General features: G+C 45.1%; 10 protein-coding genes. 5 read left to right on the plus strand and 5 right to left on the minus strand.

Going from position 1 to position 13831, the window contains the following annotated elements:
- Positions 1 to 72: 72 nt before the first annotated feature.
- The 3 genes from AC6R05_RS20875 to AC6R05_RS20885 form a co-directional block, all read right to left on the minus strand.
- The gene (locus tag AC6R05_RS20875) at positions 73 to 1410 is read right to left on the minus strand and encodes an outer membrane protein transport protein (protein WP_500648504.1); all 1338 of its coding nucleotides are present in this window, start codon (positions 1408 to 1410) and stop codon (positions 73 to 75) included.
- 298 nt (positions 1411 to 1708) lie between these two features.
- Positions 1709 to 2437, minus strand: a complete 729-nt coding sequence (locus AC6R05_RS20880) for a DUF3379 domain-containing protein (protein WP_150895479.1) — start codon at positions 2435 to 2437, stop codon at positions 1709 to 1711.
- A complete protein-coding gene (locus AC6R05_RS20885; RefSeq protein WP_172974261.1) occupies positions 2430 to 2978 on the minus strand; it encodes a sigma-70 family RNA polymerase sigma factor in 549 nt (182 codons plus the stop codon). The genes AC6R05_RS20880 and AC6R05_RS20885 overlap by 8 nt, the downstream gene beginning before the upstream one ends.
- A 553-nt stretch (positions 2979 to 3531) precedes the next feature.
- Here AC6R05_RS20885 and fadI point away from each other — a divergent pair.
- Together fadI and fadJ are read left to right on the plus strand one after the other, a co-directional pair.
- Positions 3532 to 4839, plus strand: coding sequence for an acetyl-CoA C-acyltransferase FadI (gene fadI / locus AC6R05_RS20890; protein ID WP_032549624.1), 1308 nt, complete (start codon positions 3532 to 3534; stop codon positions 4837 to 4839).
- On the plus strand, positions 4839 to 7040 hold the full coding sequence (gene fadJ, locus AC6R05_RS20895; protein WP_500648505.1) for a fatty acid oxidation complex subunit alpha FadJ: 2202 nt from the start codon (positions 4839 to 4841) through the stop codon (positions 7038 to 7040). Before fadI ends, fadJ begins: the two co-directional genes overlap by 1 nt.
- A 246-nt stretch (positions 7041 to 7286) precedes the next feature.
- Here fadJ and AC6R05_RS20900 read toward each other — a convergent pair whose 3' ends face one another.
- Positions 7287 to 10064 (minus strand): insulinase family protein, encoded by a 2778-nt coding sequence (locus AC6R05_RS20900; RefSeq protein ID WP_500648506.1) that lies wholly within the window; start codon positions 10062 to 10064, stop codon positions 7287 to 7289.
- Positions 10065 to 10367: 303 nt separating this feature from the next.
- Between AC6R05_RS20900 and sixA the strand changes: the two genes are divergently transcribed.
- Positions 10368 to 10832: a phosphohistidine phosphatase SixA gene (gene sixA / locus AC6R05_RS20905; protein WP_500648507.1), complete on the plus strand. Its 465-nt coding sequence runs from the start codon at positions 10368 to 10370 to the stop codon at positions 10830 to 10832.
- Positions 10833 to 10977: 145 nt separating this feature from the next.
- Here the strand turns inward: sixA and smrB are convergent, their stop codons facing one another.
- Entirely contained in the window at positions 10978 to 11508 is a 531-nt protein-coding gene (gene smrB, locus AC6R05_RS20910) for an endonuclease SmrB (RefSeq protein WP_032549621.1), read from the minus strand.
- 62 nt (positions 11509 to 11570) lie between these two features.
- Between smrB and prmB the strand changes: the two genes are divergently transcribed.
- Positions 11571 to 12503: a 50S ribosomal protein L3 N(5)-glutamine methyltransferase gene (gene prmB, locus AC6R05_RS20915; protein WP_150895473.1), complete on the plus strand. Its 933-nt coding sequence runs from the start codon at positions 11571 to 11573 to the stop codon at positions 12501 to 12503.
- Between the two features lie 557 nt (positions 12504 to 13060).
- Positions 13061 to 13702, plus strand: coding sequence for a LysE family translocator (locus tag AC6R05_RS20920; protein WP_032549620.1), 642 nt, complete (start codon positions 13061 to 13063; stop codon positions 13700 to 13702).
- Positions 13703 to 13831 lie beyond the last annotated feature (129 nt).

Here is a 13831-nt window from a genome sequence, read left to right on the forward strand (position 1 = left end):
TGGGAGATCGTTGTTTAGTCTAGGTAATAAAAAAGGGTCGCTGATAGCGACCCTTTAAATTTGATATTGTGCTTAGAATCTATGAGTGTATTGAACACCGAACAGCATTGCGGTCGCTTTCGTTGTGGTATTTAAAGTTAGACCACCATTTGCCGCACCACCGTTAATTGTATCTTCAACCTTAACGTCCTCACCTATTAGGTAAGTAAAGCCAAGATCAAGCGTTTGATCTTTGTTGAAGTGGTAGCTTGCACCTGCCGAGAACCATTGACGGTCCGAATCTGGTACAGAAACTGAAGTTAGAGAGTCTTGTACACCTTCATCGAACATGTAACCGATTCGAGCTTCCCAGTTTTGGTTAATGTAGTAGGTACCACCAATTGAGTAGTGGTAAGTATCTTGCCACTTGTAATCTTTGATGTTTGTTCCATCTGTAGTTACAAGTGCATCAAAGTCACTCCAACTGATGTATTGAATGCTGTAGTGAACGGCAAATTTAGTGTTCTCGATGCGGTGGTAACCAGAGAACTCTGCCATTGAAGGTAGAGGAATCTTTAGGTCGCCAATGTTGCCATTGCCTTGGTACGATACTGTGCCACTAACTTCAATTTCAGGGCTGTAATGGTAGCTCAATCCAAAGCGATTGTTTTCGTCCAACTCATAAACCGCACCCAAGTTGAACCCAACACCCCAACCTGATGCATCAACATCCATTAGGTTCTGTTTAGAAGTCGTGCCTGTTGGTCCAACGCCTGCTACAACAACGTTCATTGTAGAGTCACGTTTTAGTTCACCTTCGCCATAAATTACGTCAATACCACCACCAACACTCCACTGTTCGTTGATGCGGTATGAGGCGGCAAAGAGTAAATTCATCGAGCTAACATTAGTAGTGCCACCAAATGCATCTGCACCAGGTACTACTGTTAGAGGATTGCCACTACCATCTACAACTAAAGTACCAGTCCCTGAACCCCAGTTGTCATCAAATTCATTGGTAGTACCGAAGTTAGAATATGCGCCAAAGCCCACAGCAAACTTTTCATTAATAGGCATTGCGATGTAAAGGTTTGGTACAACTGAAGTTGCGTCGTTTGTTGCATCTTCAACCGATTGAGTACCTAAAGGAGAACTGTATTCAGAACCTTTGACCGTAACTTCTGAATCGATGACATTAAAGCCTAGAGAAATTTCAGTTTGGTCGAAAAGAGCAAGCGCTGCCGCATTACGAGCCATCGCAGATGCGTTGTCCGCGATTACTGCATCACCAGCAAATGCACGACCAAGGCCTGTTGCTGATTGTGAGTTAAGTTGGAAACCTGCTGCCATTGCTTGTGAAGAGGCGAGTGTAATTGTCGTAATTGTTACTGCTAAAAGAGACTTTTTAAACAGACGCGTGTTGTTTGTCATTTATTAATTCCTTTATGTATCCGCCTCTACAGGGCGATTTATTTGAGCTTTTGCTCAATGGGGGCTGATCCTAAGCGTTAGTATAGAGGATACAAATCCGACCATTGAGAAATTTGAGCATAAAATTACGGAAATGACGCCTATCTGACACGAAAATGGTAGGAAACGCTGTTTTTTAGAGTTTTAACTCTAGCGTTATATATTTTGTGAATGGTTGTGGTTCTATTTATAAAACAAAGCCCCGCAATATCAGTGATATAGTGCTGGGCTCAGTGTTTACGGGCGTTTGACTAGCAGATTAGCTCATCGGTTTGATCATTTTAGATAGCTTTTCTGCAATCTTGTCGACATCTTCACCTTCCATGCCAACGAGTATCAAACTGCTGTCATCGATAGGGGTGATGGAACCAGACATACCATCTTCTTCGAAGTTCTGACTTTTGTCTGAAGGTATACCGGTTAAAAACAGCGTTACTTTGCCTTTTTCACCTTGGAATACCATGTGCATTGCGTTGGATTTACCAAAGCCACAGTGGTTCAGGTAATAAACGTGATACGGGAAAGTATCATCGAATTGGAACGCAAATGGGTTCATCTTAGTGTTGATTTGATCAGACGATACATTCTCATCTAATACTTCAACAAACGGCTTTTCAGTGACAACGTGTTTTAACGCGGTGTCAGCTAAACTTGCATGTGCAGGAGAAACAAACGCGTTGCCCCAATTAACTTGCCCCACAAGAAGACCAGCGACAAAAGCAACAGATGCTGCCATTGCCATAGCACGGCGAGCGAAAGTAGGCTTAACCACTTTACTCTCTTCATAAGACGTTTGGTTGAATAAGATGCGATCGGCAAGATCGTCAGGCACATCCACGTTCATGGCTGAATGAATTTGCTTATCGAGAGCAAGAACATCATCCAAGAATTTACTATTGGCCTCACTGTTTGCTGTAGCATCCATGATGTCTTGATTTCGTTGTTTCGGTTCCGACAATATACGACGACGGAATTCTAAATCATCCATTATGTTGCCCCCTTTCGGCCTCTTCTGAATCCAGCATCTCTTTGAGCTGGTTTCGCGCCCTAAATAATCGTGTCATTACCGTGTTTTTGTTTAGCTCTAAGACATCAGCGATCTCTTCACCACTAAACCCACCAATCACCTGAAGAAAGAGTGGTTCACGGTAATCAACGTCTAATTTCATGATCTGGGCTTGTAGCCACTGGTGCTGGTGATGCGGGTCGTCACTGACTTTAGCATCATTACCGTGGTCATCAATATCAACCAGATCAAATTGTTTGCGTTCAAAACGTCGAGCATTTTCGCGGCGTAAAATCGTGATTAACCAAGATTTCGCTGCTTTCTCATCTTGCAGACTGTCTAATGACTTCCATGCCCGTAGGCAAGTTTCCTGCACTAAATCCTCGGCAATGCTTTTGTCTTTGCATAACCAATAGGCATAGCGAAACAGGTCGCGATGATAAGCACGCACGAGCGCTTCGTATTTTCTTTGTTTGTCCATATCAGAGTTGACCGGACGCTTGGCAGTTTTCTTTCCAAACATTTTTATTATCGACACATGAGCCTCCATATTTGCTCTGTGGATAGAGTGTCTTTGTTCGTTGTGCTTTGTTTTCTATGCTGTAATCGATTGAAGATTGTAAAATCACATTAAAATTGATCTACTTCAAAATCTAAGACTTCGAACAGGCTATAGTACATCTTGTCGTCTAGTTAGTCTTTATGGCTAACATGTTGAGCAAGACGACACTTCCTTTTGAAGGCTGACTTTACTTTCTCCTAATCAGGAAACTGATTATTTCAATTGGCGTAACGTTAATTGCTTTAAAACATTCCAACCACACAGTTCTGTGTGGTTTTTTTTTGCCTCAAGAACTTAATAAGCAACACAGTTCTTATACATCACAAATGATTGTTCCTGCTTTTAGTTTAGCGTTTATTTGAGCCTTAATAATCCGAAAGGTTCGATTCAATATCACACTTCTTATCACTGAGCGCTTTCTACCCGTGTCACGTTTATTTAAACGGCCGTTTGATTAAATTAACAACTTCTTTACAATGCATCAGGTCAGACCTCTCAAACTTAAGGAGAAACCATGGGCAAACAGGAAGTCAAAACTCGTTCGGGAGAGCGTGTTGCCGTTGTCGCTGGATTACGAACCCCATTCGCTCGCCAAAGTACAGAATTTAGTCAAGTGCCTGCGGTAGATCTAGGAAAAATGGTCGTGAGCGAAATGCTTGCGAGAACAGATATTGACCCTGCACTTATCGAGCAGGTGGTATTTGGCCAAGTGGTTCAAATGCCAGAAGCGCCAAACATCGCACGTGAGATTGTGTTGGGTACAGGAATGAACATTCACACTGATGCTTACAGTGTGACTCGTGCCTGTGCTACAAGCTTTCAAGCGGCGGCCAACGTTGCAGAAAGTATCATGGCAGGAACGATTGATGTGGGCATTGCGGGCGGTGCAGATTCGTCATCTGTTCTGCCGATTGGTGTGTCGAAGAAACTTGCGGCTAACCTTCTTGCTCTGAGCAAAACAAAAACGCTAGGCCAAAAACTAAAAATACTAAAAAGCCTGTCAGTGAAAGATCTCATGCCAGTTCCGCCAGCGGTCGCTGAGTATTCTACCGGCTTGTCTATGGGACAAACGGCTGAACAGATGGCAAAAACGCACGGCATTACGCGTGAAGAACAAGATGCACTTGCTCACCGTTCACACTCTCTTGCTTCTCAAGCTTGGAAAGATGGGAAGATTCAAGATGAAGTGATGACAGCTTTCCCTGCACCTTATAAGAAGTACATCTCAGAAGATAATAATATTCGCCATGAATCGACGCTAGAGGGCTACGCGAAGTTGCGTCCAGCCTTTGACCGTAAATACGGTAGTGTAACGGCAGCAAACGCGACACCACTAACCGACGGTGCAGCAGCAGTTATGTTAATGCGTGAAGGTAAGGCAAAAGAGCTTGGCTTAGAAGTGATGGGCTACATTCGTGGCTTTGCTTTCTCAGCCATCGGTGTTGAAACCGACATGCTGATGGGGCCAACTTATGCGACCTCAAAAGTGTTGGAGAATACCGGATTAGAGCTGTCTGATCTGACGCTTATTGATATGCACGAAGCCTTCGCAGCACAAGCTTTGGCGAACGTGAAAATGTTTGCAAGTGATGAATTTGCCCAGCAAAACCTTGGTCGAGGTAAAGCGATTGGTGAAATCGATATGGACAAGTTCAACGTCCTTGGTGGTTCCATCGCTTATGGTCACCCATTTGCCGCAACCGGTGCTCGTATGATGACGCAGACTCTGCGTGAGCTGAAACGTCGTGGTGGTGGTTTAGCGTTGAATACAGCGTGTGCCGCTGGTGGTCTTGGTGCAGCAATGATCTTGGAGGTAGAGTAATGTCTAATAATGCTGAAGTGAACACAGAAAACGAAGTTGCTATCAATAATGAATCAGCTCCAGCGTCAGCAGAGAAGGCGTTCTCGCTGAGCATCGATGATCAAAATATCGCTTGGTTGGCGATTGATGTTCCTAATGAAAAAATGAACACGCTACAGGCCGCTTTTGCTGAAGAGATGAAGAGCATCTTTGAACAGCTAAAAGAGAAACAGAGTAGCGTTAAAGGTCTGATTGTTCATTCCTTAAAACCTGACAATTTCATTGCTGGCGCCGACGTTCGAATGCTAGATGCATGCACCAGTGCCAGTGAAGCTGAATCGTTAGCAAGACAAGGTCAGGAGATGTTCCAAGAGCTGTCTGACTTACCATATCCGGTAGTTGCTGCGATTCACGGTCCTTGTTTAGGTGGTGGTCTAGAGCTTGCTCTAGCGTGTGACTACCGAGTTTGTACTGATTCAGACAAAACCCGTTTAGGCCTACCAGAAGTACAGCTAGGCCTATTGCCAGGCTCTGGAGGTACTCAGCGTTTGCCTCGCCTGATTGGCTTGTTACCATCGCTAGACCTTATCTTAACGGGTAAGCAGTTACGTGCGAAAAAGGCGAAGAAGTTAGGCGTTGTCGATGCCTGTGTGCCTGAAACTATTCTCCTTAAAGTAGCGAAAGACTTAGTCGAGAAGAACGCGGGTAGCAAGAAGGGTAAACGTCTGGCGTCGAAGAGCCAAGCTTCGACGAAAGAGAAACTGATTTCTCGAAACGGCCTGGGTCGTAAGGTTATTTTCGAGCAAGCAGCCAAGAAAACCAATCAGAAAACACGTGGTAATTACCCAGCAGCTGACGCGATTCTTGACGTGATTCGTCATGGTTTAGAGAACGGATTTGATAAAGGCTTGAAATATGAAGCGCAGCGTTTCTCTGAGCTAGTAATGAGTGACGAATCAAAAGCCCTTCGTTCTATCTTCTTCGCTACAACAGAGATGAAGAAAGAGCATGGTGCCGATGCTGAGCCAAATCGCGTTAACCGCGTGGGTGTCTTAGGTGGTGGCCTGATGGGTGCTGGTATCAGTCACGTAAGTGTTGCTAAAGCTAAGGTTCCAGTTCGTATTAAAGATGTTTCGAACGATGGTGTTCTGAACGCTTTGAATTACAACTACAAGCTGTTCAATAAGCAGAAGAAGCGCCGCATTCTGAGCCGTGCAGGTTTGGAAAGCAAAATGCTACAGCTATCAGGTGGTATCGATTTTACTAGCTTCAACCATATTGATGTAGTGATCGAGGCAGTATTCGAAGATCTGGATCTTAAGCAAAAAATGGTCGCGGATATCGAAGAAAATGCGAAGCCAGAAACGATCTTTGCCACTAACACCTCGTCTCTGCCAATCCATAAGATTGCAGAGAAAGCAGAGCGCCCTGAAAATGTTGTCGGTCTTCACTACTTCAGCCCAGCAGAAAAAATGCCATTGGTTGAGGTTATCCCTCATGAAGGAACGTCAGATCAGACTATCTCAACAGTGGTTGCTCTCGCGAAGAAGCAAGGTAAAACACCTATCGTTGTGAAAGATAAAGCGGGCTTCTATGTAAACCGTATCCTAGCGCCATACATGAACGAAGCAGCTCACCTTCTGCTAGCGAATGAGCCTATCGAAAAGCTCGACAGTGCTCTGCTTGATTTCGGTTTCCCGGTGGGGCCAATTACTCTGCTAGATGAAGTAGGCGTAGATATTGGCGCTAAAATCATGCCGATTCTAGTGAATGAGTTGGGTGACCGTTTCCAAGGTCCTGACGTGTTCGATGTTCTATTGAACGACAACCGCAAAGGGCGTAAGAGCGGCAAAGGTTTCTACACTTACAAAGGTAAGAAGAAAGAAGTCGACAAGTCAGTCTACAAACTTCTGAAGCTTCAGCCAGATCCTAAGTTGAGTGATAACGACATCGCAATGCGCTGTGTGCTGCCAATGCTAAATGAAGCTGTTCGTTGTCTAGATGAAGGCATCATCCGTAGTCCACGTGATGGTGATATAGGCGCTATCTTCGGTATCGGTTTCCCTCCATTCCTAGGTGGTCCGTTCCGTTACATGGATCAAATTGGCGTGAAGTCGCTGGTTGAAATGATGAACGAATTTGCTGTGAAGTACGGTGATCGTTTCGCTCCGTGTGATGGTCTACTGACTCGCGCAGGTCTGGATGAGCCGTTCTATAATTAGAGTGGTATAAACTCATGACAAAGCCCGCATACATTGACGATGCGGGCTTTTTGTTTGGTGCGTGCAGTAAGCAGGTTCCCGACTCAGTCGTTCCTCCTTCTCGGGAATGACGGTAAAAGTTCATGAAAAATGACTTCATCTCCTAAAGCGACGAAGGAGCGTAGTAGGAGATCTCTTTTAGCGCGAGGCAGATCAAAAAAGGTTGATGCACTAACATCAACCTTTGAGTCCTAAAGAGTAAATTATTTAACCGAGCTCAGTATCTTTCGGGCGCAGCTGGAACTCTTCAATAGAGCCAATCTCAACGCCCATAGACAGAGATGGTTCCTCTTGATGAGCGTTACCTTGCGCATGCATCACCAAACGGTTTGCGGTGCGTGGCTTGAGCTGGTTGACCACAAAACGAATCATGTCGCTGCGTGATAGTTCTTTTAGCTCTTCCAACACGCGTTCACGCTGGTTGAAGTCGGTATCCTTGTTACCAATTGCGACCCACAGACGTTGAGCACGACCTCGTAATGTAGTGTCGGGTGTTGATATCTGATTCCAAAGCCCACGCTTACTGCTGTGCCATTGATAGTCATTGAGTTCTAACAGCACCATGTAAAAGGCATTAAGAAACTCGTCGATGGATGAAATCAAGTCAACAGGGGCGGCATTGGGTGACTGTACATAGAGCACGATACCAGGGTGGCGGTTGAGTGGCATGTTGCCAGTGCCAACCATATATCCGAGCTGTTGCTTGGTGCGAATTTCATGGAAGAAGGTGGCCGACATCAAATGGTTAGCCAAAGAGTAGAGAGCGATGCTTTGTGGCGAAATGTCGGGACATTGGTAGTAAACCACAATTGCGGAATCATCTTGGTTGCACACCACTTCACGCTGAAAGCTGCCATTTTCTCCAAGCATAACCAGTGGTCGCAATGACTCTTCATACGCTTGGTCTTTGACTCTTAGAGCATCTTTCAGTGATTCTGCCATCTGCAAGGCATCGTCTTGACGCCAATCACCGTAAACAAACATCTCGACATGTAGCTCAGCTAAAATAGCTTGAACAAATGACGAGAGCTCATCAACTTCAATGGTTTCTAGTGCTTCGATTAACACCGAATAGGGTGGGTTATTTGGCTGTAGTAACCCAGTCATCGCGTTAAATAGCTGCGAGATAGGACGATCTTGCGAAGCGTTGCTCCAGCTTCTAAGCAGTTGGCTCTTAATCGTGTCAAAACGAGCAGGACTGAACTGGCGAGAAGCAAAGCGCTCCAGAATCATATTTAGAAGCTGCGGTTGCTTACGGCTAAAGCCCGAAATCGTCAGTGTCACGCCGCCTTGATGGGTATACATGTTGTATCCCATTCCGGCAATTTCAGCCTGATATGTCTCTTTTTCGAGTGAATCTAAGAACATTTCGACGCACAATCGAGTCTTAACAATGTTCCTTGGACTTGCTACAGAGTGAGGGCTATCGATCGCGACGTACACCACGCCTTTTGGCACGCGAAATTCGGTGTCTTGTAGGTGCCACAATTTAAACCCGTCCAATTCTTGTAGAAGAGTCGGATGAGTTTTTTGCTCTTCAAGCTCTGCTGGGTCTAGGTCGTAACAGATGAATGGGTTTTTACCCGGTAATTCAAACTCCCATCCAGGGTTGATGCATTGGAAAGATTGCTTTTGCTCTTTGGTAAAAGGGTGCACCGAGTAAGGCGTGAAGTACCATTTCGCTTGACGATCATACTCAAGTCCTTGAGCAATCAGCGTTGAGCGCATGTTGTCGACGGTAAAGTGTTTGAGTAAAGAAAGTTGTAATGCTTCATCGTAACATTCCATTTTGTAGTCACCGTAGACCACGTCATGCTCTGGATAGTGCTGCATATTCATCACAAGGTGGCTAACGACATCCATCGGACGAGCTGGTTCTTGGAAGCGGAATGCAGATTCGAGAACAGCGCGCTTTTCAAGGTAGCGCCACTCTTGCATGCCTTCTTTTTCAATCAACTTGATGTATTGAAATACCGCTTGGGTGATCTCATCAACTTTCGTTAAGCCTTCGACAGAGAGTGAACAGCTCACCGTGAAATCACGATAGTTGCTGCCACTGGCTCCACCGCCAGCAGAAAGCGAAGTGATCCAGCCTTTCTCTTTCAATTGCATCATCAGACTGCCTTCACCCTCATAGCCCAGTAAATGTGCAAAGAAGGAGAGGGGCTTAATGCTGTAATGTTCATCCATGCTTGGCATCGGGAAGGTCAGTATTAGTTTGCGAATCTCTTTAATCGGTTCGACAAACACCTGAACGCCAGTGCTTTCTGGGCCAACAATCGAAACGTCGACTTTCTTCCCTTGTCGCTGATGATTAACAATGCTGCTGAATCTTTGCTCAACCCAACTCTGCATTTGGTCGAGAGGCTGATTACCCGACAAGGTTAGCGTCATTAAATCGGCGGAATATTGTTGCTGGTGGAAATCCAGGATCTCTTGGCGAATGGTTTGTCCGTTTCTATCGCCTAGCGTTTCAATGTTACCGACAGAAAACTTGGCGAAAGGGTGCTCAGGGTTGACCAACTCTTTGGTCACTTGATAGAGGCGTCGCGAGTCGTCGTTGAGCTTCATTTTGTATTCAGAATCAACTGCTTGGCGTTCTTTATCTAGCGCTTCTTCATTGAATAACGGAGCCGTGAAAAACTGGCTGAAGCGGTCGAGCGCATTTTCAAACGCATCTAACTCGACATCGAAAAAGAAACAGGTATGTTCTGTGCCAGTCCAAGCATTATTGCTGCCACCATGTTGGCTAATAAAACTTTGGAACTCTCCGACCTTTGGATACTTTTCAGTTCCCAAAAAAAGCATATGCTCTAGGTAATGAGCTAAACCTTCTCGATCACTTGGGTCATCGAAGTGCCCGACATTGACCGCTAATGCGGCGGCGGCTTTTTGAGCGTGTTGGTCATGAACAAGCAACACTCTTAAGCCATTATTAAGCGTTAAGTAGCGGTATTGGTGTTCGTCGTTTGGGCTTAGATGCACACGCGTGTCTCCAGAGAAGGTAGTGTTTAAATTATGTACCCGATGTAAATCGGTGCAAACCTTGTAATCCTATTTTGGGATATGAAGAGCTTTTTGTTGCTTTTGAAATCGATTTTATCGATTTTTATCAGTGATTTATTTTCTTTTAATAAGATTGTTAAGAAAGTCGAACTCTTTGGCAAGTGACTTGGTATAATTATTTACAACGAACAAAGTTTCTATAACTTTAGAGTCACCCCTAAGTAGCGTTCAGGCGGTCGATTGATTGCTAAGCTTTTAACGGCTACATAGACAGGATAGAACATGAAAGTATTCATTATGCGTCACGGTGAAGCAGAGCATTTTGCAAACACAGATGCAGAGCGTGCGCTCACTAAGCGTGGTAAGAAGTTATCGCTTGCAGTAGCACAAGCTGCCGCAGAACAAGGCGTAACTCATTTTGATAAAGTATTGGTTAGCCCATACTTGAGAGCGCAGGAGACTTGGTTAGAGATCTCTGAAGTGTTTTCTGGCGATAAGGTAGAAACGAGCGAAGACATCACCCCTTATGGTGTGTCCGACCAAGTTTTTGATTACACCATTGCGATGGCTGAGGTTGAAAACCTAGAGAGTGTGTTGTTTGTGTCGCACTTGCCATTGGTCGGGTATTTAACGGCAGAGTTTGCCACTGGTATGACGCCACCTATGTTCCCAACGTCGGGATTGGTCTGTATCGATTTTGATTTAGAGACCAAAAAAGGTGAGCTAGCTTGGAATATTAACCCTTAATCGGTTATCTCCAAACTAAGCTATTCGCCAAAAGTCGAATAACGAAAAGGCACATCGTCGGATGTGCCTTTTTCTTTGTATCTCAATGGGTGTGGCTATGCTTCACTGCATTCTTACGTCTTTACGTTGATTGCAATTAGAGGCGTTACTTCTCAGGGATAGAGAGCAAAACTAACAGTGCACCGTTGCCGCCGAACTCCAATGGAGCTTGGTGGAACGCAAGCACATCCGGATGCTGCGCAAGCCACAACGGCACTTTCTCTTTTAGGATGTGCTTACCAATACCGTGCTGCACAGAAGCACAAGAGACGCCTTCTTTAACACAGTGAGCAATCATGGCGCCTAATTCACGCTTGGCTTCTTGTTGAGTCATGCCGTGCATATCGAGATAGACATCCGGCACATAGACGCCACGACGCAGCCTTTTGACTTCGTACTTAGACACATCATCACGCGCGTAACGAGTTGGGCCATCTTCACTTAGATGAGGGATGAACTCGTCCGAAAAATAAAACTCGCTGTCACTGGCTTGTCTGGCTGTTCGCGTAATTTCTTTTTGTTTGGTATTTCTTTTTGGCTGCTGGATTATGGTATCCTGTTGCAACTTTTTAACGCCCTTTACTGCTTCACTGAACAGGGCGAAATCGTCATCGAGATCGGTGTCTTTTTTGCTCATCAGGTTATAAGTTCTAAATTGAAACGTAATTAGCAGTATTGTAGCGCTTTTCGGAGATGATTTTGGATAAGATTTTTGTAGAAGAAGCGGTATCAGAACTACACACGCTTCAAGATGTGATTCGTTGGACTGTTAGCCGCTTTAATGCAGCGGGCCTATTTTATGGTCACGGCACAGATAATGCGTGGGATGAGGCGGTACAACTTATTTTACCAACCCTTTATCTGCCGATTGACGTTCCTTCGCACGTATTGAACTCTCGCCTAACCAGCAGTGAGCGTCTACGTATCGTTGAGCGCGTTATTAAACGAATCAATGAGCGCACACCTACTGCTTACCTAACCAACAAAGCATGGTTCTGTGGTCTTGAATTCTTCGTTGATGAGCGTGTACTAGTGCCTCGCTCTCCAATCGGTGAGCTGATCGAAGCGCAATTCCAGCCGTGGTTGACTGAAGAGCCGACTCGCATCATGGATCTATGCACTGGCAGTGGTTGTATTGCGATTGCTTGTGCACACGCATTCCCTGAAGCGGAAGTGGATGCAATTGATATCTCAACTGACGCACTGCAAGTGGCTGAGCAGAACGTTCAAGACCACGGCATGGAGCAGCAAGTGTTCCCAATCCGTTCGGATCTGTTCCGCGATCTGCCAAAAGAGAAGTACAACCTGATCGTATCGAATCCACCATACGTGGATGAAGAAGATATGAACAGCCTGCCAGATGAGTTCACTCATGAGCCTGAGCTAGGCCTAGCTGCAGGTACTGACGGCCTGAAGTTGGTTCGTCGCATTCTAGCTAACGCACCAGATTACCTAACAGACGAAGGTATCCTTATTTGTGAAGTGGGCAACTCGATGGTTCACATGATGGAACAGTACCCACACATTCCATTCACTTGGATTGAGTTCGAAAATGGTGGTCATGGCGTATTCATGATCACACGCGCTCAGATGCTTGAGCACGCTGATGAGTTCTCTATCTACAAAGACTAATTAGCAGAACTACGAATCTAAAGCCGCGCTGAACAGTGTGGCTTTTTTGTTTTTGGCGAGTAATGCTTGGTTTATCCCTATCTTTGAATAAAGACTTTGCTATTTATCCTTAGGGTGGACGATTACACCGTATGGCGAAGGTTTTCGCGAAGGTAAGTCCCGTTCAGCGATAGAGAAAGCAACGTGGTGAAGTTGATCAAGTTGCACATCTGATTCATATTGGAGCCTAAAATTTATATTTAAGGGCGTGTTGACCTTTCGAGCTGGTTTTTGCAGCGAGTTGCTGGGTATTTATACAAGGCAGAGGCTTTGATGTGTAGCTAGCCTACATGAGAAGCCGATAACGTAGTAGAAATGACCAGCAAACGCTGCCCGAAGGGTTCGAGCTGGGCGCCCCCGCAAAAAGCGTTTTACTCTTTGTTGAGGGAGATTTGCTTAGAATGACTAGGCTACTTCTCCCTCGCCGCGATTAAAACGCTTTTGACTAGGCGTCCCCATCCGAACAATATTCAACCACGAAAGGTCAACACGCCCTAGTGAGTTACGGAGGATTCACGATGAGTTTTGATATTTGGGTTTATTACTTTCTTGCCGTATTGGTGCTAACAGCATCACCTGGACCAAGTTCTTTGTTGTGTATGACGAAGGCGGTGCAATCAGGTTTTAGGCTTTCAGTTTTTACCGCCCTTGGTAGCTTAACGGCGATTACCTCAATCTTAACCCTGTCTTTTACTGGGCTTGGCGTCATCATCGCTTCGTCTGAGGTCGTGTTTAACATCATCAAATGGACGGGTGCAGCCTATCTGATTTACCTCGGTTGGAAGTCACTGCGTTCAAACCAACAGAGTTATCAGCTTGATGAGCAAGGAGAGGAAGGCAGTAAGCAAAACAAAGGCACTTACCTACAACATTACCTAAGCGGTTTTATTGTTGGAGCGAGTAACCCTAAAGCTATCTTGTTCTTTACCGCTCTTTTCCCGCAGTTTATTGACCCAACAGCAGCATTGTTTCCGCAGTTTGTCGTATTTGCGACGACCTTCGCTGTGATGGAGCTATCTTGGTTACTTATGTATGCCTATCTTGGAGCTAAATCATCTAACTGGTTGTTTGCGAAGGGCAGAGCCAAGATGTTTAATCGAGTGACTGGTGGTGTATTTATTGGTGCTGGAGCGCTTCTATCGACTACAACGCGTGCTTAAAGCATAAGAAATCTCAATTGTTACGTAAATTTCTTGATGCTGTAATAAAAAGTTAATATTAATGTGCTTGCCGATTTCGGCTGCTTGTCGATATATTGTATATACACGGTATATATAGTTAAGGAGCGC

It is taken from the genome of Vibrio sp. R11-SG3-ISO9 (assembly GCF_059834255.1).

Excerpts from the sequence above, each read along its gene's own strand:
- fadJ (WP_500648505.1), top strand. The coding sequence starts at position 4,839 with ATGTCTAATAATGCTGAAGTGAACACAGAAAACGAAGTTGCTATCAAT.
- sixA (WP_500648507.1), top strand. The coding sequence starts at position 10,368 with ATGAAAGTATTCATTATGCGTCACGGTGAAGCAGAGCATTTTGCAAAC.
- AC6R05_RS20875 (WP_500648504.1), bottom strand. The coding sequence starts at position 1,410 with ATGACAAACAACACGCGTCTGTTTAAAAAGTCTCTTTTAGCAGTAACA.
- smrB (WP_032549621.1), bottom strand. The coding sequence starts at position 11,508 with ATGAGCAAAAAAGACACCGATCTCGATGACGATTTCGCCCTGTTCAGT.
- fadI (WP_032549624.1), top strand. The coding sequence starts at position 3,532 with ATGGGCAAACAGGAAGTCAAAACTCGTTCGGGAGAGCGTGTTGCCGTT.
- AC6R05_RS20920 (WP_032549620.1), top strand. The coding sequence starts at position 13,061 with ATGAGTTTTGATATTTGGGTTTATTACTTTCTTGCCGTATTGGTGCTA.
- AC6R05_RS20880 (WP_150895479.1), bottom strand. The coding sequence starts at position 2,437 with ATGGATGATTTAGAATTCCGTCGTCGTATATTGTCGGAACCGAAACAA.
- AC6R05_RS20885 (WP_172974261.1), bottom strand. The coding sequence starts at position 2,978 with ATGTTTGGAAAGAAAACTGCCAAGCGTCCGGTCAACTCTGATATGGAC.